The organism is Dactylosporangium sp. NPDC051541, assembly GCF_044454505.1.
Classification (GTDB): domain Bacteria; phylum Actinomycetota; class Actinomycetes; order Mycobacteriales; family Micromonosporaceae; genus Dactylosporangium.
Genome location: NZ_JBITDU010000001.1, coordinates 1111292 through 1136878 on the forward strand (window position 1 = coordinate 1111292; position 25587 = coordinate 1136878).

24 protein-coding genes, 1 tRNA gene and 1 pseudogene are annotated in these 25587 nt (G+C 72.6%); 10 read left to right on the forward strand and 16 right to left on the reverse strand.

All coding sequences use genetic code 11. The features are described from left to right. Window position 1 precedes the first annotated feature (1 nt). The 3 genes from ACIA8L_RS05065 (at window position 2) to ACIA8L_RS05075 (ending at window position 2624) form a co-directional block, all read left to right on the forward strand. Window positions 2-496: a GNAT family N-acetyltransferase gene (locus ACIA8L_RS05065; protein WP_395900532.1), complete on the forward strand. Its 495-nt coding sequence runs from the start codon at window positions 2-4 to the stop codon at window positions 494-496. Between the two features lie 90 nt (window positions 497-586). Further along, window positions 587-2173, forward strand: a complete 1587-nt coding sequence (locus ACIA8L_RS05070; RefSeq protein ID WP_395900534.1) for a serine/threonine-protein kinase — start codon at window positions 587-589, stop codon at window positions 2171-2173. Window positions 2174-2261: 88 nt separating this feature from the next. Continuing rightward, entirely contained in the window at window positions 2262-2624 is a 363-nt protein-coding gene (locus tag ACIA8L_RS05075; protein WP_395900535.1) for a DUF1801 domain-containing protein, read from the forward strand. A gap of 23 nt (window positions 2625-2647) precedes the next feature. On the opposite strand, the gene ACIA8L_RS05080 is transcribed toward ACIA8L_RS05075, so the two are convergent. From ACIA8L_RS05080 to ACIA8L_RS05090, 3 genes are read right to left on the reverse strand one after another with little or no spacing between them, the layout of a single operon-like run. Beyond that, window positions 2648-3415 carry an FAD:protein FMN transferase gene (locus tag ACIA8L_RS05080; protein WP_395900537.1) on the reverse strand — a complete coding sequence of 256 codons (768 nt, stop codon included), beginning with the start codon at window positions 3413-3415 and terminating at the stop codon, window positions 2648-2650. Beyond that, window positions 3415-3996 (reverse strand): FMN-binding protein, encoded by a 582-nt coding sequence (locus ACIA8L_RS05085; RefSeq protein ID WP_395900539.1) that lies wholly within the window; start codon window positions 3994-3996, stop codon window positions 3415-3417. Before ACIA8L_RS05085 ends, ACIA8L_RS05080 begins: the two co-directional genes overlap by 1 nt. Before the next feature lie 14 nt (window positions 3997-4010). Next, complete coding sequence (locus tag ACIA8L_RS05090; protein WP_395900541.1) at window positions 4011-5390, reverse strand: ferric reductase-like transmembrane domain-containing protein; 1380 nt, start codon at window positions 5388-5390, stop codon at window positions 4011-4013. Window positions 5391-5520: 130 nt separating this feature from the next. On the opposite strand from ACIA8L_RS05090, the gene ACIA8L_RS05095 reads away from it, so the two are divergent. Then, window positions 5521-6045, forward strand: coding sequence for a hypothetical protein (locus ACIA8L_RS05095; protein WP_395900542.1), 525 nt, complete (start codon window positions 5521-5523; stop codon window positions 6043-6045). Window positions 6046-6173: 128 nt separating this feature from the next. Here ACIA8L_RS05095 and ACIA8L_RS05100 read toward each other — a convergent pair whose 3' ends face one another. Together ACIA8L_RS05100 and ACIA8L_RS05105 are read right to left on the reverse strand one after the other, a co-directional pair. Beyond that, entirely contained in the window at window positions 6174-6650 is a 477-nt protein-coding gene (locus ACIA8L_RS05100; RefSeq protein ID WP_395900543.1) for a GNAT family N-acetyltransferase, read from the reverse strand. 118 nt (window positions 6651-6768) lie between these two features. Beyond that, window positions 6769-7470: a DsbA family protein gene (locus ACIA8L_RS05105; protein WP_395900544.1), complete on the reverse strand. Its 702-nt coding sequence runs from the start codon at window positions 7468-7470 to the stop codon at window positions 6769-6771. Between the two features lie 101 nt (window positions 7471-7571). Here ACIA8L_RS05105 and ACIA8L_RS05110 point away from each other — a divergent pair, with 101 nt between their 5' ends. Next, window positions 7572-10724 (forward strand): CHAT domain-containing protein, encoded by a 3153-nt coding sequence (locus tag ACIA8L_RS05110; protein WP_395900546.1) that lies wholly within the window; start codon window positions 7572-7574, stop codon window positions 10722-10724. A 148-nt stretch (window positions 10725-10872) separates the two neighbouring features. On the opposite strand, the pseudogene ACIA8L_RS05115 reads toward ACIA8L_RS05110, so the two are convergent. Continuing rightward, window positions 10873-12111, reverse strand: a pseudogene (locus ACIA8L_RS05115) (MFS transporter); the annotation flags it as partial. Between ACIA8L_RS05115 and ACIA8L_RS05120 the strand changes: the two are divergent. Then, the gene (locus tag ACIA8L_RS05120) at window positions 12106-13008 is read left to right on the forward strand and encodes a LysR family transcriptional regulator (protein WP_395900548.1); all 903 of its coding nucleotides are present in this window, start codon (window positions 12106-12108) and stop codon (window positions 13006-13008) included. The pseudogene ACIA8L_RS05115 and the gene ACIA8L_RS05120 sit on opposite strands and share 6 nt — an antisense overlap. Here the strand turns inward: ACIA8L_RS05120 and ACIA8L_RS05125 are convergent. The 3 genes from ACIA8L_RS05125 to ACIA8L_RS05135 are packed head-to-tail and all read right to left on the reverse strand — an operon-like array spanning window position 12992 to window position 16746. After that, complete coding sequence (locus ACIA8L_RS05125) at window positions 12992-14137, reverse strand: hypothetical protein (RefSeq protein ID WP_395900550.1); 1146 nt, start codon at window positions 14135-14137, stop codon at window positions 12992-12994. The two genes, ACIA8L_RS05120 and ACIA8L_RS05125, sit on opposite strands and share 17 nt — an antisense overlap. Window positions 14138-14148: 11 nt before the next feature. Next, window positions 14149-15672: an alkaline phosphatase D family protein gene (locus tag ACIA8L_RS05130; RefSeq protein WP_395900552.1), complete on the reverse strand. Its 1524-nt coding sequence runs from the start codon at window positions 15670-15672 to the stop codon at window positions 14149-14151. A gap of 57 nt (window positions 15673-15729) precedes the next feature. Then, window positions 15730-16746, reverse strand: a complete 1017-nt coding sequence (locus ACIA8L_RS05135) for a helix-turn-helix domain-containing protein (RefSeq protein ID WP_395900554.1) — start codon at window positions 16744-16746, stop codon at window positions 15730-15732. Window positions 16747-16844: 98 nt separating this feature from the next. On the opposite strand from ACIA8L_RS05135, the gene ACIA8L_RS05140 reads away from it, so the two are divergent. Then, complete coding sequence (locus ACIA8L_RS05140) at window positions 16845-17843, forward strand: NAD(P)H-dependent flavin oxidoreductase (protein WP_395900556.1); 999 nt, start codon at window positions 16845-16847, stop codon at window positions 17841-17843. A gap of 44 nt (window positions 17844-17887) precedes the next feature. Here the strand turns inward: ACIA8L_RS05140 and ACIA8L_RS05145 are convergent, their stop codons facing one another. From ACIA8L_RS05145 to ACIA8L_RS05155, 3 genes are read right to left on the reverse strand one after another with little or no spacing between them, the layout of a single operon-like run. Further along, entirely contained in the window at window positions 17888-18460 is a 573-nt protein-coding gene (locus tag ACIA8L_RS05145; RefSeq protein WP_395900558.1) for a hypothetical protein, read from the reverse strand. Further along, a complete protein-coding gene (locus ACIA8L_RS05150; protein WP_395900560.1) occupies window positions 18453-18962 on the reverse strand; it encodes an RNA polymerase sigma factor in 510 nt (169 codons plus the stop codon). The genes ACIA8L_RS05145 and ACIA8L_RS05150 overlap by 8 nt, the downstream gene beginning before the upstream one ends. Window positions 18963-18999: 37 nt before the next feature. Then, a complete protein-coding gene (locus ACIA8L_RS05155) occupies window positions 19000-19344 on the reverse strand; it encodes a hypothetical protein (protein WP_395900562.1) in 345 nt (114 codons plus the stop codon). Window positions 19345-19641: 297 nt separating this feature from the next. Here ACIA8L_RS05155 and ACIA8L_RS05160 point away from each other — a divergent pair, with 297 nt between their 5' ends. Further along, on the forward strand, window positions 19642-19947 hold the full coding sequence (locus ACIA8L_RS05160) for a hypothetical protein (protein WP_395900564.1): 306 nt from the start codon (window positions 19642-19644) through the stop codon (window positions 19945-19947). 15 nt (window positions 19948-19962) lie between these two features. Here the strand turns inward: ACIA8L_RS05160 and ACIA8L_RS05165 are convergent, their stop codons facing one another. The 3 genes from ACIA8L_RS05165 to ACIA8L_RS05175 form a co-directional block, all read right to left on the reverse strand. Continuing rightward, entirely contained in the window at window positions 19963-20391 is a 429-nt protein-coding gene (locus ACIA8L_RS05165; RefSeq protein ID WP_395900566.1) for a multiprotein-bridging factor 1 family protein, read from the reverse strand. Window positions 20392-20881: 490 nt separating this feature from the next. Then, window positions 20882-20954, reverse strand: a tRNA-Arg gene (locus ACIA8L_RS05170). Between the two features lie 150 nt (window positions 20955-21104). Beyond that, on the reverse strand, window positions 21105-21860 hold the full coding sequence (locus ACIA8L_RS05175) for a single-stranded DNA-binding protein (RefSeq protein ID WP_395900568.1): 756 nt from the start codon (window positions 21858-21860) through the stop codon (window positions 21105-21107). Window positions 21861-22165: 305 nt separating this feature from the next. Here ACIA8L_RS05175 and ACIA8L_RS05180 point away from each other — a divergent pair, with 305 nt between their 5' ends. Next, a complete protein-coding gene (locus ACIA8L_RS05180; RefSeq protein ID WP_395900570.1) occupies window positions 22166-22828 on the forward strand; it encodes a DUF6882 domain-containing protein in 663 nt (220 codons plus the stop codon). A gap of 218 nt (window positions 22829-23046) precedes the next feature. Continuing rightward, entirely contained in the window at window positions 23047-25101 is a 2055-nt protein-coding gene (locus ACIA8L_RS05185) for a cellulose binding domain-containing protein (protein WP_395900572.1), read from the forward strand. 32 nt (window positions 25102-25133) lie between these two features. Here ACIA8L_RS05185 and ACIA8L_RS05190 read toward each other — a convergent pair whose 3' ends face one another. Next, window positions 25134-25586 (reverse strand): hypothetical protein, encoded by a 453-nt coding sequence (locus tag ACIA8L_RS05190; protein ID WP_395900574.1) that lies wholly within the window; start codon window positions 25584-25586, stop codon window positions 25134-25136. Between the last annotated feature and the right edge of the window lies 1 nt (window position 25587).

Below are 25587 nucleotides of genomic sequence, written 5' to 3' on the forward strand. Positions count from 1 at the left end.
AATGAACAGCGTGGAGATCAGGCGCTTTGCGGACAGTGACTGGCCGGGTGTGTGGGACGTGTGGCACGAGGTGGTCGCGGCCGGCGAGAGCTACGACAACGCACCGGACTCGACCGCGGCCGACGCGCGCGAGCACTGGCTGCCGGCCCCGCCGTGGGAGCAGTGGGTCGCGGCCGAGGACGGGGCCGTGCTCGGGATGTACAAGGTCGGGCCGAACAAGGGCCGGCTCGGTGCGCACGTGGCCAACGCGAGCTTCATGGTGTCGTCCCGGGCCCGCGGCCGCGGCCTCGGCCGCACGCTCGGTGAGCACTGCCTGGACCGGGCGCGGGCGCTCGGGTACACCGCCATGCAGTTCAACGCCGTCGTCTCGACCAACACCGTGGCCGTGCGGCTGTGGCGCTCGCTCGGGTTCATCATCGTCGGCACCATCCCCGACGGTTTCCAGAGCGCCAAACACGGGCTGGTCGACTTTCATATCATGCATCGGTACCTGTGATGGTGTGCAAACGCGCGCCGTTCCCCCGTGGGGGTCGTATATGCGGGTCCAACTTGTGACCATCGGTGTGCGTTATGTACCAATACCCCGATGCGTACTCCGCCCGAAATGCGCTACGACACGGATGATCACCGCAGCGGTGATCTGACCGGCTACCGCATCGGTGACGCGTATGAGCTGGTCGAGCCCATCGGCGGCGGCGGCACCGGCACCGTGTGGCGGGCCCGGGCGCTGGACGGCGGCGAGCAGGTCGCGGTGAAGCTCCTGCGCGAGGACCTGATGTCCGAGCCCAAGGCCGTGAACCGGTTCGTGCAGGAACGCGCGATTCTGCTCATGCTGCGCCACCCCCACATCGTCCGGGTCCGCGACCTGGTCACCGTCGGCACGTCCCTCGGCCTGGTCATGGACCTCGTCGAGGGCGGCAGCCTGCGCGACTACCTGCACGAGCGCGGCACCCTGGCCCCGGCCGAGGCGGCCACCCTGCTGGCCCAGGTCGCCGACGCGCTCTCGGCCGCCCACCGCCGCGGCGTCATCCACCGCGACCTGAAGCCCGACAACATCCTGCTGGACCGCGTCGACGGCGAGCTGCACTGCCGCCTCACCGACTTCGGCATCGCCCGGGTCCTCGACACGCCGAGCATGACGACGCCGGGTGCGCTGGTGGGTACCGCGAACTACGTGGCCCCCGAGGCCGTCTACGGCGGCCGCCCGGCCCCTCCGGCCGACATCTACGCCCTGGGCGTGGTCCTCTTCGAGCTCACGACGGGCCGCCCCACATACGCCGGCGGCCCGGCCTGGGCGATCCTGCGCCGCCACGTCGACGAGTCCCCGCGCCGCGTCCACGGCCTGCCCGACGCCGTCTGGCAGGTCGTCCAGGAGTGCATGGACAAGCGCCCGGGCCGCCGCCCGACCGCCCGCGACCTGGCCGTGACCCTGCGCAACGTGGCCCGCCGGACCGCCGACGACCCCCCGCTGCCGCCGCAGTCGGTCGACGAGCGCCTGACCACCCTGCACCCGCCGCTGCCGCAGCAGCGCCAGGCCCCGACCCGTTCCCGATGGGCGATTTTCGCGGTGGTACTGGCTGTGCTCGGACTGCTCGCCCTGCCCGCCTGGCGCTATCTGCACCGCGACCACCCGGACGGCGTCGCCGAGGGCGCCCCCGCCATCCCGGCCCCGGCCGCACCCCCGTCCGCCGGACTGCACAGCACCGCCCCCGCCGCGGTGTCGACCACCCGCAGCCCCGGCGCGCTGCGAGCCGGCGACCCGAGCCCCGCCCCGTCGCAGCCGCCCGGCGCGCACGCGGAGGGCTCACCGATCTTCGGCCCGTGGATCTGCGGCAAGCAGTACACGTGGGACCTCGGCCACCCGGTCCTGGCCCAGCCCTGCCACGCCCTGGCCGAGGACCGGGTCCGGATCGTCGGCCACATGCAGGGCATCCCCGGCGTGCAGGCCGACGTCGGCATGACCATCGTTGACGCCGACACCGACGAGCCGGCCGACGGCCCGCACGACTGCACCGGCGTGCTGTTCACCGACTTCGCCCCCAACCACGACTGCGGCCCGTTCGAGGCCCGCCTGCCGCACGGGCACCGCTACGTGGTCGTGCAGCGCTGGGTGTACACGAACCGCGCCCTCCTGCCCAGCGGCGAGGTCCGCGGCGAGCCGTTCGACTGGTGACCACGCCCTCGCCATTGGTCCGCCCCGCCGTCCCGGCAGGCGGGAATGGGGGCGAAAAAGTGTCGTACCCCTGTGGTGGGGTGGAGGTATGACGGGTGACGGGGTGCCCTCGGAGTTCGAGGAGCTGCTAGCGGAGCACTGCGCCAGCATCGGCGCGCTGACACGCCACCTCCGCGAGGTGATCCTGGCCGCCCGCCCGGACCTGACCGAACGCGTCTACCGCGGCTGGCCGGCCGTCGGGTTCCACCACCCGTCCCACGGCTGCGTCGCCGCCGTCTACCCGGCCCGGGACCACGTCTCGGTCGGCTTCGAGCACGGTGCCGACCTCCCCGACCCCCACGGCCTGCTGGAGGGCACCGGCCGGCGGCTGCGCTACCTGCGCTTCAAGCCCGACGACAGCGCCCCGACCCACGAGCACCTGATCGAATACCTGTCCTTGGCCGCCGGCTGACCCGGCTCCGCACCTTCGGGTGGTCAGCTGGGTTGGGGCAGGGCGACGGGGAGGCCGTCGGAGCGGAAGGCCTCGCCGGACTCGGTGACGACGGCGGATTCGTGGTTCGGGAGGGTGGCCAGCCAGGCGATGCCGGCGTGGCCCATCGCCAGGGCGGCGGTGGCGTAGGCGTCGGCGGTGCCCAGATCCGGGCCCACCACCGTCACCGAGCGCAGATCCTTCGCCGGGGTGCCGGTGAACGGGTCCAGGACGTGCAGACCGCGCTCGTACGTGCCCGAGGTGGCCACCGCGGTGTCGGTGACCTCCAGGACCCACGCTACGGACATCGCCTCCCACGGATGGCGGATGCCCACGCGCCACGTGTCGCGGCCCTTCGGGGCGCCGCGGACGAAGATGTCGCCGCCGGCGTTCAGGCAGTGGTTGGCCGAGCCGGCCTCCAGGAGCTGGTCGCAGGCCCGCTGGACGGCCCAGCCCTTCACGTAGCCGGACGGGTCCAGCCGGCCGCCGGCGTTGATGTCGAAGTAGCCGTCGGTCTCGGTCCACAGCTCGGCGCAGCGGTCCAGGACCTCGCCGACCAGCGGGGAGCAGTCCTCGCGGCGCAGGGCGCCGCCGCCCAGGCGGCTGACGTCACTGTCCGGCTTGTAGGTGCTGAACACGCCGTCGACCAGCCGCAGCCAGTCGAACACCCCGTCGGCCAGGCGCTCCAGCTCGTGCACCGGGCGGTCGTCGTCCAGGTCGAGGCTGATCGCCATGCCCATGACGTGTTCGACCCGGACCAGGCTGTGCGTCATCAGGCCTGGAAGGCACGGTCGATGGCGGACTGCAGGGAGAGCTTGTAGCCGCTGCTGGTGTACGTGGCGCCGGAGACGGTGTCGATGTCGGCGCTCTGGGCGGCCAGGGCCTCGCTGCGCAGCTTCGGCAGGGCCGTGGTGTTGATCTGCACCGACCGGGAGTGCTCGCTCGGCGAGTCCAGGACCTTGACATCGGTGATCTTGCCACCGGCTACGACGATCGAGAGTTCCACGTTGCCGTACTCGACGTAGATCGGGTTGCCGTTGAAGGTCCCGTTCTTCATCGTCGTGCGGGGCGGCTTGGCGGCGGCGGTCGTCGTGGCTTTGCCCGCGGGCGCGGTGGTCTTGGTGCCGGCGGGCGGTGCCGTCGTCTTCGCCCCCGCCCCGGCCGCGAGGTCGGCCGGGGCCGCGCCGCTGGGTGGCACGGAGCCTCCCGGAGCCGGTGACGTCCCCGGGATCGGGCCCTGGGCCGACTGCGGCTGCAGCGGCTGGTCGCTCGGGCTGCTGAAGCCGGCCTTCGCACCGACCAGCAGTACAGTGCCCGCCGCTGTGCCCATGAGGGCCATGAGGGCGCGTCGCATGCGGTCCAACTCCTCTAGAACTCGAACGGGTCCGGGTGAACCTGGCGGCGGGGGACGCGCAGGCGGCGCAGCACGGCGAGGGACTGCTGGATGAGGCCGTCGGGGCCGCAGAGGTACACGTCGCGCTCGGTGATGTCCGGGACCAGGTCCCGCAGGCCGGCCGGGGTGAACAGGCGGCGCGGGCCGGGGGCGCGGCGGTCGCCGACGACGAACCACAGCTGGGCGTGGCGGAGCTCGGAGAGCTGCTCGAGCTCGTGGCGCAGGTGCAGGTCGTGCACGGCGCTCGCGCGGTAGACCACGATGGCGCCCGGCGGGAGCTCCTCCAGCAGGGCGCGGATCGGGCCGATGCCGCTGCCGGCTGCGATCAGCAGGGCCCGCTGCTTGATCCGGCGGCTGGCGGTGAAGTCGCCCCACGGGCCCTCGACGAAGATCCGGGTGCCGGGGCGCAGGTCGCGCAGCCGCTTGGTGTGGTCGCCGACGGTCTTCACGGTCAGGCGCAGCCAGCGGCCGTTGGGTGCGGCCGAGAGGGAGAACGGGTGGGCCTGCCACCACAGGCCGCGGCCGAGGAAGCGCCAGCGGAAGAACTGGCCGGCCTGGGCGTCGAGGTCGTGCAGCCGGGCGCCGGTGATGTAGATCGACACCATGTCGGGGCCCTCGGCCACCACGTCGGCGACGCGGAGGCGGTGGCGGAGGTTGAGCCACAGCGGGCCCATGATCCGGCCGAGGACGACCGCGGCGATCGTGGCGACGTAGAACCCGATCCAGACCGTGCGCCCGAGGCCGGGCCGGTACAGCTCCTGCCCGTCGGAGAACTGGTGCGCGAAGCCGAGCAGCAGCGCCAGGTAGGAGGTCAGGTGCAGGAAGTACCAGAGCTCGTAGGGCAGGGCCCGGCGCAGCTGCCGGATGCTCAGCAGGCCGATGATCACCAGCATGCCGGCCGCGATGAACGCGGTGACCATGTCGGCGTACTCGGTCAGCAGCGTGCCGAGCTCGCTCGTGAACGGCACATTGTCGGCGTAGGCGTAGCCGACCGTGATCAGCGCCGCGTGCGCCAGGATCATGACCAGGACCGAGCCGCCCAGCTCGCGGTGCCACAGGCCCAGGTGCCGGGCGCCGATCCAGCGCTCCAGGAAGCCCAGCCGGCTCATGAGGATGACCTGGATCAGCAGCAGATAGCCGGCGATCAGGCCGGTGACCCGCCCGGAGGCCTGGAACACGTCGGCCGGCGTGTCGATCGAGCCGGGCTTCGTGGCGAGCCACCAGGGGAGCACGGCGAGCGCGAGGCCGCCCCAGAAGAGGGTACGGAGCAGGAACCGTCCGGCGTTGTTGTGGGCGACGGGGCGCGCGGCGGGGGCCGCGAGCGATCCGGCCTGACGCTGTCTCGGGACGGTCATCGTCGTCTCTGCATACGGTGCATGTGGTTCCACTGCCGTCGTTGCTACCAGGGCCCTGGCCCCGCGGGCCACGGGCTTAATCGAGACTTCAGGTGGAGCACAGCACCGGGGCGGGACCTACACTGCAGCGATGCAGCGGCTCTGGCGAATTGTCCTGATCTCGGCGGCGGTGCTGGCGGCGGTGGCGGCGACCGGGCTGGGCATGGCGTACTCGCTCGGCGCCTTCGCCGAGGCGGGCCGCTTCACCGCGGTCCCCGGCTGCGGGGTCATGGACGCGTCGACGTTCGCGCCGGTGCTCAGCGCGGCCCGGGTCGAGACCGACGGCGACAACTGCACCGCGTCGGACGGGCAAGTGCAGATCAACGTCGGCTACACCCTCGTCACCAAGCACGGCACCGTCGGCGGCCCGGAGCTCGCGTCGCGCTACCTGACCGCGGTCGCGGGCGGGGACACCGAGACCCTCAAGGGCGTCGGGGAGCAGGCGATCCGGCAGCGGACCAAGGCGATCGGGGCGCCCCAGGTCATCAGCATGCGGGTCAGCAACCTCATCGTCGTGCTGTCCGTCGTCAACCTGGGCGGGGGCGAGCTGCCGGCCGGGGCGGAGGACGGTCTGGTGAAGGTCGCGACGGCTCTGGGCACCCGTTTGGGTGGCTGAGCCGGAGATCTTCTTTAGCTCCGCCTGCACAAAGATGCAAATCGGTCGGAACTTCTGCGTATACCCCGTCGGGCGATAAATCCGAAAAGTCGTGGCGCGCAGCGCCCGACTTTTCGTGCCGCCGCTGGTCAGGGCAGGCGGCGCTGGAAGCGGCCGGCGGCGTCGGTGCGGTCCTGGTAGCCCAGGGCCCGGTAGAACGCGTGCGCGCCCTCGCGCGTGCGCAGGCTGGTCGCCTCGACGCTGGAGCAGCCGCGCAGGAGCCCGAACGTCTCGGCCGCCGCGACCAGGCTCGTCCCGATGCCGCGGCCGCGGGCCGACTCGTCCACGGCCAGGGCGACGATGCGCAGCCAGGCCCCGTCGACCTCGAACGAGGGGATCACGTGGGCGGCGATGACGCCGAGCAGCTTGCCCCGCTCGTCCCACACGAACGCGGCCCCGTCCGGGTGCTCGCACCAGCGCTGGAGCCGCTCGGCGACGCTGGTCTCGGCCTGCGGATGACCGTCGCTCTCCAGCAGCCGGGCCACCTGCTCGGTGTCGTCTTGCGCGAGCCTGCGCACCCCACGGGCCACCTGCATGCGGTAGCTGTGCAGAACATCAGCGGTCATGAGTGCACTGTAAAACCGGACGGCGGGAGCGTGCCTGCCGGAAAGTAGTCACTCATGTTCACGGTGATCTATCCACCGCTTGACTGTGCGCCCGCGGGGCCTAGAATTTGCGGCCGTCTCAGATCGCGCAGGAGTCGTCGGCGCACTCGCCGGCGGCGGCGCTCGCGGTGCCCTCGGGTGCCTTCAGCACGGTCAGCGGCGAGGACTGCGCCAGGGCCTGCTCGAACACCTCGAGCGGCTGGGCCCCGGAGACGCCGATGCGCTGGTTGAAGACGAAGAACGGGACGCCGCTGATGCCGTACGCCCGGGCCTGCGCGATGTCCGCCTCGACGTCCTGCGCGTAGGCGCCGTCGGCCAGGGCCTGCTTGGCGGCGACCTCGTCCAGCCCCACCTCGGCCGCGAGGCCCGCGAGCACCGTGTGGTCACCGACGTCGGCGCCCTCGGTGAAGTACCCCCGCATCAGCCGCTCTTTGAGTTCACCCTGCCGCCCGTGGGCCTTGGCGAAGTGCAGCAGCCGGTGCGCGTCGAGGGTGTTGGCGGTGCGCGCCCGGTCGAAGTCGTAGTCGAGGCCCTCCTCGGCCGCGATCGCCGTCACGTTGGCGAACATGCCCTTGACCTGGGCGGCCGTGAAACCCCGGCGCGCGGCCAGGGACTCGCCGACGGTCCGCGGGTCGCCGGTGGGCGTCGACGGGTCGAGCTGGAAGCTGCGCCACTCGACGGACACCTCGCCCGGGAACTTCGCCAGTGCCCCTTCGAGCCGCCGCTTGCCGATGTAGCACCACGGGCAGACGATGTCGGACCAGACCTCGACCTGGATCATGAGCGCTCCTCACCACACTGTTTGACGCATCAACAATAGCTCGGGCAGAAGATCTGACAAATCTCGAAAAATGCCGGGCCGTCCGTCCGTCAGCTGCGGGTGTGAGTTTCGATGCGCGCATAGCTGAGGGCCTACGCCTGATCCGCCGATTCGGTACCGCCGCCGACCCGGACGACCTCGAGGCCGGCGCCGGTGCGCTCGTCGGCGCCCTCGCGGAGATCCCGACCGGCGCCCCGATGGCGGCGGCGATCGCGGTCGTCGAGCGGGAGCTCGCGGGCACGGCCGAGGACGGCTTCGGCGAGACGGTCACGCTGTCCATGGGGCTGGCCCTGGCCTACCAGCGGCAGTGGAGCGACTCCCGGGTCGACGACGGCCTCCGGGAGCGGGCCATCGAGCTGTGGACGGCGGTGCTCGACCGGGTGCCCGGCCACACCCTGGCCCATCTCGGCTGCGGGTCGCTGTACCTCGACCGGGCCGAGCGCACCCACGCGGCCGCGGATGTCGCCGAGGCGCTGCGCCTGGCCCGGCTCGCCGCCGACGGTGCCGGTGCCGGTGACCCGCTCGCCGCCGAGTGCTGGAACCTGCTGGCCAACGTGCACTTCCAGCGGTGGTACCTCCTGGGCGAGGACGGCGGCGTCGCCGAGGCGGTCGCCTGCTTCCGGACCGCCGGGGGGTACGGCCCCGAGCCCGACCTGGCCGCCCGGATCGCCCGCGACAACCTGCGGGCCGTGTCCGAGCTGCACGGGCGCGGGGCGGCGAGCGACGCGCAGCTGCGGACGGCCGTCGACGAGGCGGCCGCGACCCTCGGCTCCGCCCTCGGCGCCGACCTGGTGAACCGGGCCCGGCTGGCCGGCACCCTCGCGCTGACCGAGATCACGGTGGCCGGCCGGGAGCACCGGCCCTTCGACGTGGAGCGGGTGCTGGCCCTCATCACGCCGTACGAGCACGTCGCCATGCCCGACCCGCACTGGCGGGCGGAGCTGGACAGCGCGCGCTCGTTCGTGGGGCTGCAGAGCGGTGACGGGGCCGACCGGCTGCGGGCGATGGAGGTCCTCGGCGAGGTCGCCGCCTCGCCGCGGTTCGCGGAGCACTCCCGGGCGGTCTTCGCCGAGACGATGCCCGGCCTGCGCCTGAACCAGAGCGCGCAGAGCGGTGACCTGCGGGCCTTCGACGCGGCCCGGGCGCTGGTCCGCGAGCACGGCGCGGCCGGCGACGGCTGGCTCGCGGCCGTCGGCGACGCCTGGCGCCACCTCATGCGCGACGACACCGCGGCCGCCCGGACCGCGCTGGCCGAGGCCCGGCGGCTGGCCGCGGAGCAGCCCGGCGACGGTGACGAGGGCCGGCTGGTGGCCGGGTCGCTGGAGGCGATGGCCGCACTGCTCGACGGGGCGCCGGTGGATCTCGGCCCGGCGCCCGCCGCGCCGACGTCGATGGCCGGGGCGGCCGAGCGCGTCGCCCGGCTCGGGGTCGTGGTGTTCACCGCCGCGGCCCGCGACGACCTGGCCACCCTGCGCGGGGCCGCGCGGGAGGCGACCGCCCTGCTGCCGTGGTTCCCGGCCGAGCACCGGCTGCTGCGCACCATGGCCTGCGAGGTCGCCGGGTCGGCCGAGCTGGAGCTCGCCCGCCGGGACCGGGCCGACCGGGCCGCGGCCCGCCGCGCGGCCGACCGCCTCGCCGAGGCGTGCGCACTGGCCGGCGGGCCACACCACCAGCGCTGGGCGGTGCTGGCGAAGTGCCACGCCCTGAGCCTGCGGATGCTGGACCGGCCGGACCTGGCGGGCAGCCGCCGCATCGGGCTGTCGGCGCTGCTGGCGGCCAACTGGCAGGCGCTGCTGCAGTCGGGGGACGACCAGTCCCTCGACGCCGCCCGGTCGGCCGCGGCGACGGTCCGGCTGGTGGCCGGCTGGTGCGTCGCGGACGCGGGCGACGACCCGGCGGCGCTCGACGACCTGGTGGCCGCCCTCGACGCCGGGCGCGGCCTGGTGCTGCACGCCGTGTCCACGTCCCGGGTCGTTCCCGAGCTGCTGGCCGGCGCCGGGCACCCGGAGCTGGCGGCGCGGTGGCGGGGCGGCGCGGACGGGCCGGACGATCTGCGGGAGCGGGCGCTGCACGCGCTGAGCGCGGACGCCGCGGTGTTCGCGCCGGCCGGGCCGGCCCGCATCCGCGCGGCGCTGACCGCCACCGGGTCGGACGCGCTGGTCTACCTCGTGCCGGCCGACGAGTGGCAGGGCGGCCTGGCGGTCGTGGTGCCGGTCGCCGGGCCGGTCGAGATCCTGCCGCTGCCCGGGCTGCGGACGGTCCCGGCGCCGGCCGTGACCGGCGCCGCGCCGCGCGACCTGCGACCCGCCGACGGGCCGGCCGGGCTCGGGTTCGACGAGCTCGGCCGGTGGGCGTGGACCGCCGCGGTCGGGGCGCTGGTGCGGTACACCCGGCAATGGCACTTGCGGCGGCCGCCGCGGCTCGTGCTGGTGCCCGCCGGCGGCCTGGGGCGGGTGCCCTGGCACGCGGCGTTCAGCGGTGACGGGGCGCGGCGCCGCTACGCGGTCGAGGAGCTCGTGCTCTCCTACGGCGTGTCGGCCCGGATGTTCTGCGTCTCCGCCCGGCATTCGCCGCGGACGCCCGAGTCGGCGCTCATCGTCACCGACGAGCAGGCCGGCCTGCAGTACGCGGTGCTGGAGGCGCGGGCGATCCAGAACTTCTACCCGCGGGGCACGCTGCTGTCCCGACCGGCCGTCGCCGACGTGCTGTCCTGGGTGTCGGCGCCCGGGCGCGGGCCGTCGCTGCTGCACCTGGCCTGCCACGGGCACATCGAGCCGGACCGGCCCGTGGACGCGTTCCTGGCGCTGGCCGGTGAGCGGCTGCCGGCCCGGCGGCTGCTGGAGCTGTCCCGCTCGGCCGACCTGGACCTGGAGCGCGTCGTGCTGTCGGCCTGCTCCACCGGGGCCACCGGCTCGGTGCACGACGAGGCGATCAGCATGGCGACCGCGTTCCTGGCCGGCGGGGCGCGCACCGTCTTCGGGTCGCTGTGGCGTGTCCCCGACGACGACACGGCGCTGCTCATGTACGCACTGCACCATCACCTGTCGGCGGAGCGCCGGGCGCCGGTCGACGCGCTGCGCGCGGCTCAGCTGTGGATGCTCGATCCGGGCCGGGAACCGCTGCCGGGGATGCCGCCGGCGCTGGCCGGGCGCTGCGACCGGACCAGCCTCGCGGACCCGCGGTCGTGGGCGGCGTTCGTCCATCTGGGCCGCTGACCACGGCGGTGCGGGGCCACATCGCCACCGCGGCCGCGCCGAAGACCACCAGGATCGCGGCCAGGATGCGGTAGCCGACCGCGATGCCGGCGGTGAACGAGGTGGTGGAGTTGAGCACGGAGCCGATCACGGCGACGCCCAGCGCGGCGCCGACCTCGCGGGCGGCCGAGTTGAGGCCGGAGCCCAGGCCGGCCTGAGCCGGTGGCAGGCCGCGCAGGACGCCCGTGGTCAGCGCGGGGGCGCACAGGCCGATCCCGGCCGCGGTGACGAGCAGGCACAGGGCGTACCACGGATACGGCGTGTCGCCCTGGACGAAGGACAGCAGGACCAGGCCGAGCGCGATCAGCGCCATGCCGGCCGCGATCGTCGCGCGGCCGCCGCCCGTCCGGCTCGCCACCGCCGACATGAACAGCATGCCGGCCGCCAGGGGCAGGACCGCGAAGCCGGTGAGCAGCGGCGAGTAGCCCTTCACGTCCTGCAGGAACTGCGCGTTGACGAAGAACAGGCCGAACAGGGCCAGGAACGTCGCGCCGACGCCGAGCGTGCCGGCGCGGACCGAGGGGATGGCGAACACGCGCGGGTCGAGCAGCGGGCTGCGGCCGCGCAGGCCGCGCCCCACGAAGGCCGCCAGCAGGAGCACGGCCAGGGCGAACGCGCCCAGCACGGAGCGCGACGCCCAGCCGTGCTCGGGGCCCTCGATGATGCCGTACAGGAGGGTGAAGAGGCCGGCGACGAGCAGGACGGTGTCCACTGTGGACGTATGGCTCGGGTAGCGCGGCACGTGCGGTACCAATGCGGCGGTCAGCACCAGGATCACGACCGCGGCGGGCACGAAGGCCCAGAAGAACCACGGCCACCCGGCCGTGCGCAGCACCGCGCCCGCGCCGAGGTTGCCGGCGATGCCGCCGACGCCGAGGGCGACCGTCCACAGGGTCACCACGCGGGCGCGCTGCTCCTTGTAGACGGCGATCAGGACGCCGAGGGTGGCCGGCTGGGCGATGGCCGCGCCGGCGCCGCCGAGGGCCCGGCCGAGCTGGAGGGTCAGGACGTTGGGGGCGAGGGCGCACATCACGCACGACGCGGTGAACAGGGCCAGGCCCCAGGCGACCGCGCGTTTGCGGCCGATCCGGTCGCCGAGCGCGCCGAGGGGGATGAGCAGGGCCGCGAAGACGAGGACGTACCCGTCGACGACCCACACGAGGTCGGTGTGCGACGGGTGCAGGTCGCCGGCGGCGAGCGACGGGATCGCGAGGTTGATCCCGGCGACCATGGCCTGGATCAGGACCACGGTCAGCAACATGAGCAGCAGGGTCACGACTCGATCGTGCGAGCTGTTTGACCTAACTTCAAATGCATAGTTCGTACAGCAATAATGCACCATATGCATCTGGACCTGAACCTGCTCACCGCCCTCGACGCGCTCCTCGAGGAGAACAGCGTCACCGGGGCGGCGGCCCGGCTGCACCTGTCCGAGCCGGCGATGAGCCGCACCCTCGCCCGGATCCGGACCGCGCTGCACGACCCGGTGCTGGTGCGCTCCGGGCGGCGGATGGTGCCGACGCCGCGGGCGGTGGAGATCCGGGCCGAGGTCCGCGAGCTGCTGCACCGCGCCCACGCCGTCTTCGCCGCCCCCGCCGCCCCCGACCCGTCCACCTTGGACCGAACGTTCACCCTGCTCGCCAGCGACCTGGCCGTCTCGGTGGCGGCGCCGCTGATCGGGCGGATCGCGGCCGAGGCGCCCGGGGTGCGGCTGCGGTTCCTCGGCGAGACCCCGCAGACCGACGCCCCGGCCCTGCGCTCGGGGGAGGTCGACCTCGACATCGGCGTGGTCACCGACCCGCCGCCGGAGATCCGCACGGAGGTACTGCTCCGGGAGCGCCTGGTCCCGATCGTGCGGGCCGGGCACCCGCTGACCCGCGGCCGGCTCACACTGCGGCGGTTCGCCGACGCCGTGCACGTCAGCGCGTCGCGGCGGGGCAAGCTCACCGGGCCGATCGACGAACTGCTGGAGCGGCGTGGCCTGCGGCGCCGGGTCGCGCTGGCCACCCCGACCTACGCGGCGGCGATGCTCATGGTGGCGCAGACCGACCTGGTGGGGCTGGGGGCGGAGCGGTTCGGGCGGGCCACGATGGCCGTGCTCAACCTGGTCCCGCTGCCCGTGCCGGGCCTGGACCTGCCCCCGCTGGAGCTGGCCCAAGCCTGGCACGCGCGCTTCGACGCCGACGGCGGGCACCGCTGGCTGCGGGCCCGCGTCAAGGAGGTCGTGCTCACCAGCCTGAGTTGACCCCGCCGGTGCCGAGGATCACCTGGTCATAACCGTTGCCGTCGTTGTCGTCGGTGTAGGCGACCGCGAAGTTGCCCCAGGTGTCGACGGCGACCCCGATCTGCTCCTGGCGGCCGGTGGACACCTGGCTCGCGAGCTGGGCCGGGAAGCCGCTGCCGCGGGCCCAGACGTCCTGGCCGGCCGTCCACGCCACCACGGTGCCGCCCTGCCCGTCGACGCCGATCGCCGGGCTCGTCCCGCCGTCGGCGACCAGGGTCTCGGGGCCGCGGGCCACGGCGCCGGGGGCGAAGGAGCGGGTCCACACGCCGGCGGTACCGGTGTGGTCGGACTCCCACGCGACCGCGAAGCCGCCGGTGAAGTCGGCCGCGATCGCGGCGTGGCGCTGCTGGCCGTCGCCCAGGCTGTTGGCGCTGCGCCGGGACAGGGTGACCGCGCCGTTCGCCTTGGCCAGGCCGACGAGGCCGATGTTGTAGTAGCCGTTGGCGTCGGCGTCCTCGTCCCAGACGACCAGCGCGTCGCCGGAGGCGCTGACGGCGACGTCGGGCCGGTGGTGCTGCCCGGTCTGCGGCGACGCGAAGACCTCGTACGCCTTCGTCGCCGGCCCCGTGTATCCGGCCGCCTTGACGGTGTACACGCTGCCCTGCACGTCCTCCCAGGCGACCGTGAACGCGACCGCGCCGCTCGTCGGGGCGCCGTCCGGGTCGACCGCGACCTTGGGCAGGATCTGGCCGCCGGCCGTGTCGGCGTTGGCCCGCCCGGACGCGGTGACGGTGCCGGTCGGGGAGAGCACCCGGTACTGGATGTTGAACACCCCGTTGCCGTCGCCGTCCTCGGCCCACACCACGACGGCGTTGCCGTTGTCGTCGATGCCAACGTCCGGGGTCAGATGCGTCCAGTTCGCGGAGCCGCCGGCGGACAGATTCTTCTCGTACTTCGCGACGCCGTTGGTGAACAGCCGGACCCACACGTCGTCGTGCGCGCCGTCGCGGTTGTCCTCCCACACCACGGCCGTCTGGCCGTAGCGGTTCGTCGCGATCGCGGCCGTGTCCTGGTCACCGGTGGCGACGGAGTTGGCGGTGGTGAACGTCAGCGCGACGGCGGCGAGTGCCGCCGTGATGATTGTCGGCATTCCCGTGTCCTTTACAGCGCCTGGAGGCCGGGACGGCCATCGAGAATCGCGAACGACTTGAGCGTCGCGGCGGCCGCTCCGTGCTCGGTCACCGTCGGCACGCCGCGGAAGTCGGCGGTCACCTGGGCCTGCGTGATCTTCGTCCGGACATAGCCGCGGCGGTTGGAGTAGAACTTGAGATGCGGGTTGGTCGCCGCGTTGGGAATGGCCGTGTCGGCGGTACCGTTGCCGCCCGAAGTGATGGATGTGCAGACCAGCTCCGTGCCGATCACCGCGCTGCTCGCATTCGCGTAGTCGGCCTTGAGGTTGTTGGCCCACGAGGCGTGCACGTCGCCGGTGAGGATGAGCGGGTTGCGCACGCCGCGGTCGACCCAGCCCTGCTGGATGCGCGCTCTGGACGCGCGGTAGCCGTCCCAGGCGTCCATGTTGCTCGCCCCGGACGCGTCGAACTGCCGGGCGAAGAACACCTGCTGGCCGATGATGTCCCAGTTGGCCAGGTGCTGGCCGAGCCCGTCGAGCAGCCACGCCTCCTGCGCCGTGCCGGGCAGGCTCCGGCCGGCCAGGTCCGCGTCCGCGCAGGCCTTCCACCCGTCACCGCAGGCCTGGTCGTTGCGGAACTGCCGGGTATCGAGCATGTGGAACACGGCCAGCTGCCCCCAGCGGACGCGGCGGTACAGCGGGATGCTGTTGCCGCTGTTCGCGTTGGCCGGCCGCAGCGGCATGTTCTCGTAGTACGCCTGGTAGGCCGCGGTGCGCCGGGCCGTCCACTGCGCGGTCGTCAGGGCCGGGCTGCTGTCCGCGCGCACCATGTTCGCGTAGTTGTTCTCGACCTCATGGTCGTCCGGCACCACCAGCCAGGGCGCGACGGCGTGGGCGGCCTGAAGATCCGGGTCCGACTTGTACTGCGCGTAGCGGCGACGGTAGTCCGCCAGCGAGACGATCTCGGCGCCCGCGTGCTGGCGGAGCGAGCCGGCGGTGGCGGCGTCCTCGTAGATGTAGTCGCCCAGGTGCAGGATGAGGTCCGGGCGGTCGTCGGCGATGCGGCGGTAGGCGGTGTAGTACCCGGACTCGTAGTGCGCGCAGGAGGCGAACGCCATCACGAAATCGCGTCCGAGCGTGTTCACGGCCGGCGCGGTGCGGGTCCGCCCGACCGGCGAGATGTAGCCCTGTGCGCGAAACCGGTAGTAGTACTCCGCGTCCGGACTCAGGTTCTGGGCGACGACGTGCACCGAGTGGGCGGCGGCGTAGCGGGCGGTGAACGTGCCCGACGCGACAAGTGTCGCGAACGTGCTCGTGGCGGACACCTGCCAGTCGACGGTGACGTCGGCGTCGGCCATCCCGCCCTGGCCGTCGGCGTTGAGCGGGGACGGGGCGAGGCGGGTCCACAGCACGACGCTCGTCGCGTCGGGCTCGCCGGAGGCGACGCCGAGCTGGAACGGGTACGGTACGGCGGCGCTCGCCCGCAGCGGGGCGACGGCGGTCCCGGCGGCGGCGAGCCCACCGAGGACGAAGGTGCGGCGGCTGAGCCTGTTCATTGGGCTCACCTTCGGCGCCGTCGATGAACGGGCGATGGCCGTCGGTTGTATAGATATCTACAAATGTGTTCGGACCTGGGTCGGGGTGGTGCCGTAGGCCTGGCGGAACGCGCGGTGGAAGCTGGCCACGTTGAGGAAGCCGGCCTCGGTCGCGATGTCGATGACCCGCAGGTGCGACAGGGTCGGATCGCGCAGGTCCCGGGCCGCCTTCTCCAGCCGCAGCCGCCTGACCGTGCTCGTGTAGGACGCCTGCTCGTTCCCGCCTCCCCCGGCGTTCGCGAACAGCGCGTGCACGAACCGGACCGACACGCCGAGGCGGTGGGCGGTCGCGGCCGGGCTCAGGTCGTCGTCGCCGAGGTGCTCCTCGATGTCGGCCAGGGCCGCGGCGTAGGTCCGGGGCGCCTTCCTGGTCGTGTCCGGCCGCAGCAGCGTCGGGTCGAGGGCCACCGCGAGCATTCCGGCCGCGTGCACCGCCAGCCGCTCGGGCCCCCGCACGCCCGGCACGGACTCGAGCGCCAGTCGCACCGCCGCACCCACCCCGGCGCGGGTCGGCACGGCGGCCGCCGTCGGGACCGGGCCCGGCAGCAGGGTGCCGGGGATGAAGAACGAGAGCTGCTCGAAGTCGGACCCGAACTCGAAGCGGAACGGCCGCGTGGTGTCGACCAGCCCCAGCTCGCCGGGGTGCAGGAGGGTGCTGCGGCCGCCCTGCGCCATGATGCTGGTCCCGCGCACCTGCAAATTGGCGTAGTACCCGTGCACCGGCGTGCGCGCGATGTCGTCTTCGGTCCGCCGCACCGTCTGCCGCTGCGACGCGATCCGGGCCAGCGCCAACTGGCCGAGCGGCCACTGGGTCACGTCCCCGGCGAACCGGCTCCGGAGGTCCGACTCCGGGGTGAGGGCCAGGAACGCGGTGCAGATGAGCTCCCGCCAGTAGGCGAACTGCTCGGTCGGCGCTTCGTCCCTCGTGGACCAGTGCGTTCGGTTGTCCGCCGGCCGGTGCGTCCGGTTGTCCGCCGGCCGGTGCGTTCGGGTTTCCGCGGGCCGGTGCGGCTGGTTGGTTTCGGGCCGGTGCATCGGCCCCCTCCTGTCGGGTACTTGCCTCTGCACGCAATGCAACGCCGCCCTGCACCGGGGGCAACATGGTTGCGACGTCCTTCCGACACGGTGGACGCATGAGGACACGATTCACCGAAGCGTTCGGACTGGCCACGCCGATCGCCCAGGCCGGGATGGCGTTCGTGGGCATGACCCCGGACCTCGCCGTGGCCGTCAGCAACGCGGGCGCCCTGGGCTCCCTGGGTGTCGGCCTGATGCCGGCCCCCGCCCTGACCCAGACGATCGCCGCGGTCCGGGCCGGCACCGACGGCCCGTTCAACGTCAACTTCATCACCATCTTCACCACCGACGACCAGATCGACGCCGCCTGCGCCGCCGGTGTCGCCGTCGCCTCCTTCCACTGGGGCCACCCGCCGCAGCGCTGGATCGACCGCCTGCACGCCGCCGGCGTCAAGGTCTTCGAGCAGGTCGGCTCGGTCGCGGCCGCCGTCGAGGCAGCCGACGCCGGCGTCGACGTCGTCGTCGCGCAGGGCCAGGAGGCCGGCGGCCACAACTTCGCCACCCTGCCCCTCTTCGCCCTGCTCCCGCTGGTCGCCGACGCCGTGGGCGACCGGGCCCTGATCCTGGCCGCCGGTGGCATTGCCGACGGCCGCGGCCTGGCCGCCGCGCTGATGCTGGGCGCCGACGGTGGCTGGGTCGGCACCCGCCTGGTCGCGACCGAGGAGTCGGCGGCCCACCCGGGCTACAAGGACCGCCTGCTGGCCGCCGGGGCGGAGGAGACGGTGCGCACCAGCCTGTTCGGCCCGGAAACCCCACAGTTCAACCCGATGCGCGTGCTGCGCAACCGCGTGGTCCGCGAATGGGCCGGCCGCACCACCGACATCCCGGACTCCCCGCTACCACTGATCGGCGAAACCGTCCTGGGCGGCGAACGGGTCCCGATGCACCGCTTCTCCAACCTGGTCCCGATGCGCGACGCCACCACCGGCGACCTGGAGGAGATGGCACTCCTGTCCGGCCAGGGCGTGGGCCTCGTAACCGAACTCCTCCCGGCCGCGGAGGTCATCGCCCGCATGACGAAGGAGGCCGAGTCCCTCCTGCGCCACCAGCCTTAGGCCATGGCCCGGGCGCCGACCGGCAATGATTGGCCGGACAGGCGCTAGCCATGGCAGATCACGTCGACGCCCGCGCGGCCGCCGGCCGGCACCACGACCGGCGCGTCCGCACGGCAGGGCGCGGTGCTGCCCGGCGCGGAACCCGCGGCCACGGCCGCCGCCACGCCCCACGACGGATCATGCTGAGGATCGGGCGGGCTGCTCGCGCCGAAGGAGTCCGGCCACCCGAGGACGGTGTACTCGCCGGGCGGAACCGTGAGGCTGAACCGCCCGTCGTCGTCCGTCTTCACGACCAGCAGCCGGCCGTCAGCGGCCTGGAGCCGTACCACCCCGGCCGTGCCGAACGGCCGCATCCGCGGCGGGCCGGTCTCGGCGGGCTGGGGTATCCGGGCGAACCACACCATCGATCCGGTGACCACGGCCTCACCGGGCGGCCCGGTCACGACCCGGGCGGTGAACCCGCCCAGGACGACCAGCCCGGCGACCGCGGACACCCGCCAGCCGGTCCGCCACCGCCGCCTCCGGCCGCGGCGCCGGACCAGCTCGGCGAACGGCGGCTGCCGGGTGGGCTGCTGCCGCATCGCCTCGGCCGCCAGCAGTTCGGTGATCTCAGACATGCGGCACCTCCTCCCGCAGCAGCCCGGCCAGCCCGGCCCGCCCCCGGCTCAGCCGCGACTTCACGGTCCCCGGCGCGATATTCAGCGCCACGGCGACCTCGTCGACGCCGAACCCGAGCAGGTGATGCATGACGACGACCTGCCGCTGCCCGACCGGCAGCCGCCGCAGCGCCCGCATCACGTCCATCCGCTCGTCACCGGGCCCCGACGCGCGCGCCGACGCAACCTCGACCTTGAGCCGCAGCAGCGCCCGCACCGCATTGCGAGCCTTCCGCCGCCGATTGGCGGCGAGCCGGACCGCGACCGTACAGACCCAGGCCTCCGGCGACTCCAGCCGCGAAACGTGCCCCCACCGCGAGAGCAGCCGCACGAACGCTTCCTGCACACACTCCTCGGCGTCCGCCCGGCTCCCGGCGACGAGCGCGACAACGCCGACGACCCGCGCGTAACAGACGGCGTAGAGCGCGGCGACAGCGTCCTGCGCGGGCGACGATCGGCTCATACCAACTATCACCCGCGACCCGGGTCCACGGTTCCCGCTACCGGACCTGAACCGCCTGACGCCGAACCCGCCGGTTGTGCCGGAGGTACGGCATCAGCCCGACCGTCAGCACGAAGGCCACCAGCGGCAGGCACCACACGACGGCGAACTCGTCGCCGGGCCGGACCTTCCGCATGGCGTCCCCGAAGAACACCACCCCGAGCACAGCCGCCCCGACCGCCCCGGCCCGCAGCCACGCGGCCCGGACCGGCAAGCTCGGCGCCCGCCCGAACAGCGGCACCCGCACGGACGGATTCGCCCGGACCACCCGCACCCCGGCGAGCAGCATGAACACGATGCTGATGAGGAACAGGGCAGCAACCACGTACCACCATCTATTCACACCGCTCATGATGGCACCGCTATCCCCGGCGGGGTCATGTCCAGGCGGTGTCGAAGGGGACAACGGCGGTCGCCTCCGCGCCGTATGGTCGGTGGCGTCATGTCACCTGACCGGCGACCAGCCCGCAATCGCGCGTCCGGCCGCACCCGCGCCCGGCCCGCCGAGGCGAGGACCGGACCTTCCTCTGATGACGCCCACGATATTGCGTTCTTCCGGCGGCACCGCGGCGATGACGCTGATGAGCTCGCACCGGGGCGCGTGTTCCTGAACGCCTGCCCGCCCAAGGTCAGAGCCACCATGAGGGCCGTCCTCGTGGCGGTCGCCGCCGCGCCTCCGAAGCGGTTCGCCGGCGGCGGGTACTGGGAGGCGATGCACGGGATGATGACCGGATGGTTCGAGGTGCGCGTCAACGGACCCGACCGTCACCATTACCGGCTGTTCTGCCTGCTGGACTACGAGGCGGCCGGGCGGGACAAGCCGCTCCTGGTCGTGGTGGCCGGCCTGAGCAAACCGTTTCGGACCGCACTGTCCGACGCGGACTATGCGGCCGTGCGCGTTCTCGGCGCCGAGTATCGGGCGAGGAATCCGCGCTCGCTGATGTAACCGACCGCCGCCCGCTCAGGCCGCGGTCGTCGAACGGTCGGAGTGCGTGTGCCGCAGCTCCAGCAGGCACGCGGCCGTTGCCTGCGCGTCCACTGCCTCACCCGCCAGCAGGGGTGCGGTCACGCAGTCCACGACGGCGGGCGGCAGCGGTTCGAGCGTGACGCGCATGCCGAGGACGGCGGCGACGGCGGCCAGGGTGCCCAGCGTCGGGTTGCTGTGCCCCTCCGCGAAGAGCCGCCGCACGACCGACGGCTGCGCGGCAATGGCCCGCGCCACCTCGGCCTTGCTGAGCCCCGCGACCATCCGCGCATCATCGAGGGCATTGACCACATGGTCAACGGTGGTGATCCGCATGGTCTCGACGATGTAGTGACGCAGGAACTCGGTATCGGTGAGGTCGTCGGCCAGGTCGTCCCAGAAAGCGCTCGGCGCGGTGCTGTCCATGCGTCCCCCTCCGGCGTCGCCGCAATGAGCGTAACATAAAAGCTACGCTCGCGACCGCGCCGGAGGTGCCGACCGCAGGCAGAACCGCCGAGCGGAACCCTTGGCGGCGCTCGTCTCCCTGACTTTCATGGCCGTGGTTTGCGTGGTGCGACGAAGTGAAGCTCGGCCCGATCTGCTCGGTGGTCAGCGTCGGAGGCTTCGACGACTCGTCCGTCGGAGTCGAGCGAGATGCGGATGGTTACCCGAGGATCGGAAAGTGTCGTACCTCGGTGAGAGACTTTTGGTGGCGGCGATCGGCACCGAGGGAGGGGTGCGGTCCGCTTCCGCGAAGGGTCTCGTGTCGGTGCGGTCCAGCGCCCGCGGCGATGACGCACAGCGGGTCGGAGGCCGGCGGTGAGCTGGCCGCGGAAGCAGGCCAGTGCCGAAGCGAAGCGAGGCATGGGGGTGCGGGTGGGAACCCCCGCCCCGCGCTTGCGCGGAGTGAATCCAGTGCGCCCGGTAGGACTCGAACCTACGACCTTGGGATTAGAAGTCCCCTGCTCTATCCACTGAGCTACGAGCGCATGTCGTCGCACAGGCTACCTGCATCTCGCGCAGCCTTGCTTGAAGACCTGCCTAAGAACAGCATGCTGCCGGTAGCTGGGCAACCGGGTTGGCGGCGGGCGGGGGAGTGGATCGGGGAAATCCTTGTCCCTGGCCCGCCGCCGGTCCGGTCAGACGCTGGCCGGGATTCGGTTGCGGGGGCGGCGTCTGGCTCGTCGGTCGGCCAGTTCGTCGGGCTTGGCCTGGGCGGCTGCGGGCTCCTGTTCCTCGTCGTCGTCGTCCAAGGCCTCGAGCGCCTCCTCGAGGTCGGGGTCGGGGTCGGCTTCCACTGCGACGGCCGTGGCGGAGTCGAAGGCGGTCTTCAGCTCCTCGGTGTCCAGGGCGGCCAGGAGGTCCTCGGCGAAGGGGTCTCCGTCGTCGACCAGCGTGACCACGCCGCCCAGTTCCTGGTCGTAGGACTGGCGGCGGGGGAGGCTGTTGATCTCGTCGGCGGGGACCGTCTCGGCGTCGATGATGTTGATTTCGGCGAGTTCGTCGTCGATGGCGCTGGTCGCGGTGTGCGGGCGGACGCGGGCGAACTTGGCGCGGCCGCGGGACAGGTCGTGGCCCACCGCGTGGGCGTCGAGCTCGTAGCTGACCCGGCGGACGTGGTCGTCGGTCTCCCAGTCGCGGCTGTACAGGCGGCCGGTGACGATGACCGGGTCGCCGACCTGGATGCTGCGGGCGACGTTCTCGGCGAGCGCGCGCCAGCAGTTCACCCGCAGCCGCAGGCTGTCGCCGTCGACCCAGTTGGCGTCGGATCGGTCGTAGCGGCGTGACGTCGACGCCACCTTGAACGATGTCACCAGCGTCTGGGTCTCCACGACGCGCCGGCAGTCCGGGGCGTTGAGCACGTTGCCGATGATCGTGACCTTGGTCTCGAACATGGTCGATCTCCTTCCACGTTTGCACTCGTGCGTTCGGGAGGAAGCGTGCGCCGGATCGAGGCCGGGCCGCGGCCGGGAAGGGCCGAATCTGTGGATAACCCAGTGCTTGTGGACAGGGTCGCGCGACCTCGGATGATCTGCTAAGCGAACCGTCCTGACCTGCGAAGCCGCGCGGCGGCGCAGAGCCGCCCGCAAGGGCGGCCGGTTTGAAAAAAAACCGTTACCGCCCCCGGGCGGTGAGGCCACGGGAGTTACGGTCCGGACCACCGCGGACGCCGCGGTAGCCCGCTTCGGCACACTGTCTTATGACCTTCGACGAGCTCTTCGCTCAGCACGTCGCGACCGGGATGGCCCGGCAGCTGGCCCTGGCCGACGTCCTCGGCGAGCGCGACTGGCAGCTGGACCTGACGGCGGGCCAGGCGACGTTCGGCGGCGATCTGCGCTACGGCGTGCAGCTGCTCGGCAGCGAGAGTCAGGGCGAGCGGAGCTGGCTGTGGGCGTGGGCGAACGAGGCCGGCAACCTGCCGCCGGCGCTGCTCAACCTCGCCACCTGGCTGCGCGACTTCGGCCAGCGCGAGGGCGTCGCCGAGTTCACGACGCCCGGCTTCCCGCTGGCCCGCGCCGACGGCCACCGCCTGGCCCTGGTGGCGTCGAGCCTGACCGGCCGGCCGTATTACCGCGGCCCGTACGACGGCGGCGCGGTCTTCTTCCACCTGGAGGGCACCCCGCCGGAGGTGACGGCCCCGGTCCGCCCCGAGCGCGCGCTGACCGTCCTGCAGCAGATCATTGCGGCGTTCCCGGTCGACCACCGCACGATGACCCGCTCGTTCCTGGGGCAGCAGGGCTGGACGCTCGACGAGACCCCGGCCGCGATCGTCGCGCGGGACCCGTCCGGCGCCACGCTGCGGATCGACTTCGACGATCTGGGCCGGCTCAGCAAGCTGTCGGGGACGCTCGGGCCGCGCTGAAAATATGGAGACCGGCATCCACGGGGGAAGATGCCGGTCTCACGCGACATGGTAGTTGTCCACGCAGCTTTCCGCCAGACCCGCAACTCGAGTGTGAAAGGTTCGTCGCGGCGGGGTTGACAAAACGGGGCGAGACGGGCGGTGGCTTGCTCGGCGGGGTTGATCGGACGAACTTGCCGATCGAAGCGTTTCACACCCTGAACGAGAGGTCCGCCGCCATGCCCCAGGGTTCAGTGCGCCGCGCCGCCGGTGCGCTCGCGCTGTTCGTCGCGGCCGGTGCGCTCGGCAGCCTGCCGCTGTCCAGTGCGTACGCCGATCCCGCCCCCACCAATGTCACCGTCAACACGCGCGCCGGGCTGGCCACCGTCGCCGACACCGCGCTCGGCGTCAACCACGCCATCTGGGACTCGCAGCTCGGCACCAACGCCGTGTCCGACCTGCTCGGCGCGGCCGGCGTCGGGATGCTGCGGTACCCCGGCGGCTCCTACGCCGACATCTATCACTGGCAGACGCACACCGCGCCCGGCGGGTACGTCGCGCCGAACACGGACTTCGACACCTTCATGGCCGGCGCCCAGCGGGTCGGTGCCCAGCCGATGATCATCGCGAACTACGGCACCGGGACCGCGCAGGAGGCGGCGGAGTGGGTGCGGTACGCGAACATCACCAAGGGCTACCACGCGAACTGGTGGACCATCGGCAACGAGAACTACGGCAACGGCCACTACGGCACCGCGTGGGAGGCCGACGACCACGCCGACAAGAGCCCGAAGCAGTACGCGCAGGAGGTCGTCGCGTACGCACAGGCGATGAAGGCGGTCGACCCGAACATCAAGATCGGTGCCGTCCTCACCACGCCGGCGAACTGGCCGGACGGACTGGTCGGGGCGGGCGACGCCGGCACCTGGAACCAGGTCGTGCTCTCCATCGCCGGGCCGTCCATCGACTTCGTCGACCTGCACTGGTACCCGGGCGGCGGCAGTGAGGCCGACTCGCTCACGAAGCCGGCCCAGATCGACGACATCATGTACGTCGTCAAAGATCAGATCGCGAAGTACGCGGGGGCCGGCTCCTCCCGTATCGGCATCAGCCTCACCGAGCTGAATGTGGGAGTCGGGCAGAACACCCAGCCGGGCGCCCTGTTCCTGGCCGAGACCTACAGCAAGATGATCGAGAACGGCGTCTTCACCGTCGACTGGTGGAACGTGCACAACGGCATGGGCAACGTCTCCACGATCGGCGGCCAGACCGATTACAACGACTTCGGCATGCTGTCCAGCGGCAACTGCAACACGGACGGCACCGTCTGCGAGCCGCCGCTGAACACGCCGTTCGCGCCGTACTACGCGCTCAAGCTCATGCACTCCTTCATCCGCCCCGGCGACCAGCTGATCCGGGCCGGCACCGACAACGCGCTGGTCACCGCGCACGCCGCGCGCCGGGCCAACGGCGACCTGACCGTGCTGCTGCTCAACGCGGACCCGGCGGCGAGCCACTCGGTGAAGATCGCCTATGAGGGGTACACCCCCAGCGCCACGGCCCCGGTGGTGGAGACGTTCCTCAACGGCGCCGCGGGCATCACCAGTGCCCAGTCCGGCTCGGCGGCGGCGCAGACCCTCGCTCCCTACTCGTTGACGGTACTGACGCTGCACCCGGCCACGTCCACGTCGGGTGCGCCGAAGGCCCCCGGCCGCCCCTCCGTGTCCGCGGTCACCGACCGCACGGCCACGCTGACCTGGCCGGCGTCACAAAACGGGGTCAAATATGAGGTGTACCGTCAGGTCGGCGCCCGCAGCGAGCAGCTCGGCGAGACCACGTCGACCTCGTTCACGGCCGGCAACCTGACCCCCGGCACGAGGTACACCGTCAACGTCGTGGCCCGCGACGGCTCGGGCCGGGCCAGCTGGTCCTCGCCGCCGCTGACGTTCCTGACCGGTTCACCGGCCACGAGCACGTGCAGTGTCCACTTCACCGACACGAGCGACTGGGGGAGCGGGTACGTCGGCAACATCGACATCACCAACACGGGCACGGCCGCCATCAACAACTGGACGCTGACGTTCACCTGGCCGACGCCCTGGCAGAGCCTCGGCTCCGGCTGGAACGGCACGTGGACCCAGACCGGCGCGACGGTCCGCGTGACCCCGGCCGACTTCAACACCAACCTGGCCCCGGGCGCGACGGCCAGCGTCGGGTTCGTGGGCAACTACAACGGCCCGAACATCTTCCCGGCCGCCTTTACGCTCAACGGCAACGCCTGCACGGTTTCCTAGGTTCCTCCAGCCTTCGGCCCGCGGTGGATCACTCACCGCGGGCCGAACGCGTTGAGCAGGGCCGCGATCAGGGCGGCCGCGCTGAGCAGGCAGCCGGTCGTGCGGATGGCGTCGGCGGTGCGCAGGGTGCGGTACGGGCGGGCGGTCAGGCCCTCGCGGCGCAGGCGCAGGTGGGACGGGATCGCCGCGGTCGCCGTGGCCAGCAGCGCGGCCAGGCCGCCCGCGGCCACCAGGAGCGCCAGCCAGACCGGGACGGCGTCGGGGCGCAGGAACGCGAACCCGGCGCACGCCACGAACGTCGGCAGGCCCGGGGTGACGATCACCGGTCTGATGCGGCGGTTGTACCGCTCGTGGTAGCCGATGAACGCCTCCCGCGGCACGGCTGCGTAGAGGGGGTAGCTGACCTGCGTGGTCATGAGTGCAATGGCGGCCATGTATACGCCTGCGACCGTCAGCACCAGCAGGTACACGTGCGAGAAATCCATC

Coding starts and splice junctions, on each gene's coding strand:
- ACIA8L_RS05140 (WP_395900556.1), top strand. CDS start 16,845: ATGAGGACACGATTCACCGAAGCGTTCGGACTGGCCACGCCGATCGCC.
- ACIA8L_RS05125 (WP_395900550.1), bottom strand. CDS start 14,137: ATGCCGACAATCATCACGGCGGCACTCGCCGCCGTCGCGCTGACGTTC.
- ACIA8L_RS05185 (WP_395900572.1), top strand. CDS start 23,047: ATGCCCCAGGGTTCAGTGCGCCGCGCCGCCGGTGCGCTCGCGCTGTTC.
- ACIA8L_RS05095 (WP_395900542.1), top strand. CDS start 5,521: ATGCAGCGGCTCTGGCGAATTGTCCTGATCTCGGCGGCGGTGCTGGCG.
- ACIA8L_RS05105 (WP_395900544.1), bottom strand. CDS start 7,470: ATGATCCAGGTCGAGGTCTGGTCCGACATCGTCTGCCCGTGGTGCTAC.
- ACIA8L_RS05085 (WP_395900539.1), bottom strand. CDS start 3,996: ATGCGACGCGCCCTCATGGCCCTCATGGGCACAGCGGCGGGCACTGTA.
- ACIA8L_RS05160 (WP_395900564.1), top strand. CDS start 19,642: ATGAGGGCCGTCCTCGTGGCGGTCGCCGCCGCGCCTCCGAAGCGGTTC.
- ACIA8L_RS05145 (WP_395900558.1), bottom strand. CDS start 18,460: ATGTCTGAGATCACCGAACTGCTGGCGGCCGAGGCGATGCGGCAGCAG.
- ACIA8L_RS05165 (WP_395900566.1), bottom strand. CDS start 20,391: ATGGACAGCACCGCGCCGAGCGCTTTCTGGGACGACCTGGCCGACGAC.
- ACIA8L_RS05190 (WP_395900574.1), bottom strand. CDS start 25,586: ATGGATTTCTCGCACGTGTACCTGCTGGTGCTGACGGTCGCAGGCGTA.
- ACIA8L_RS05100 (WP_395900543.1), bottom strand. CDS start 6,650: ATGACCGCTGATGTTCTGCACAGCTACCGCATGCAGGTGGCCCGTGGG.
- ACIA8L_RS05135 (WP_395900554.1), bottom strand. CDS start 16,746: ATGCACCGGCCCGAAACCAACCAGCCGCACCGGCCCGCGGAAACCCGA.
- ACIA8L_RS05150 (WP_395900560.1), bottom strand. CDS start 18,962: ATGAGCCGATCGTCGCCCGCGCAGGACGCTGTCGCCGCGCTCTACGCC.
- ACIA8L_RS05070 (WP_395900534.1), top strand. CDS start 587: ATGCGTACTCCGCCCGAAATGCGCTACGACACGGATGATCACCGCAGC.
- ACIA8L_RS05175 (WP_395900568.1), bottom strand. CDS start 21,860: ATGTTCGAGACCAAGGTCACGATCATCGGCAACGTGCTCAACGCCCCG.
- ACIA8L_RS05090 (WP_395900541.1), bottom strand. CDS start 5,390: ATGACCGTCCCGAGACAGCGTCAGGCCGGATCGCTCGCGGCCCCCGCC.
- ACIA8L_RS05120 (WP_395900548.1), top strand. CDS start 12,106: ATGCATCTGGACCTGAACCTGCTCACCGCCCTCGACGCGCTCCTCGAG.
- ACIA8L_RS05075 (WP_395900535.1), top strand. CDS start 2,262: ATGACGGGTGACGGGGTGCCCTCGGAGTTCGAGGAGCTGCTAGCGGAG.
- ACIA8L_RS05080 (WP_395900537.1), bottom strand. CDS start 3,415: ATGACGCACAGCCTGGTCCGGGTCGAACACGTCATGGGCATGGCGATC.
- ACIA8L_RS05065 (WP_395900532.1), top strand. CDS start 2: ATGAACAGCGTGGAGATCAGGCGCTTTGCGGACAGTGACTGGCCGGGT.
- ACIA8L_RS05130 (WP_395900552.1), bottom strand. CDS start 15,672: ATGAACAGGCTCAGCCGCCGCACCTTCGTCCTCGGTGGGCTCGCCGCC.
- ACIA8L_RS05180 (WP_395900570.1), top strand. CDS start 22,166: ATGACCTTCGACGAGCTCTTCGCTCAGCACGTCGCGACCGGGATGGCC.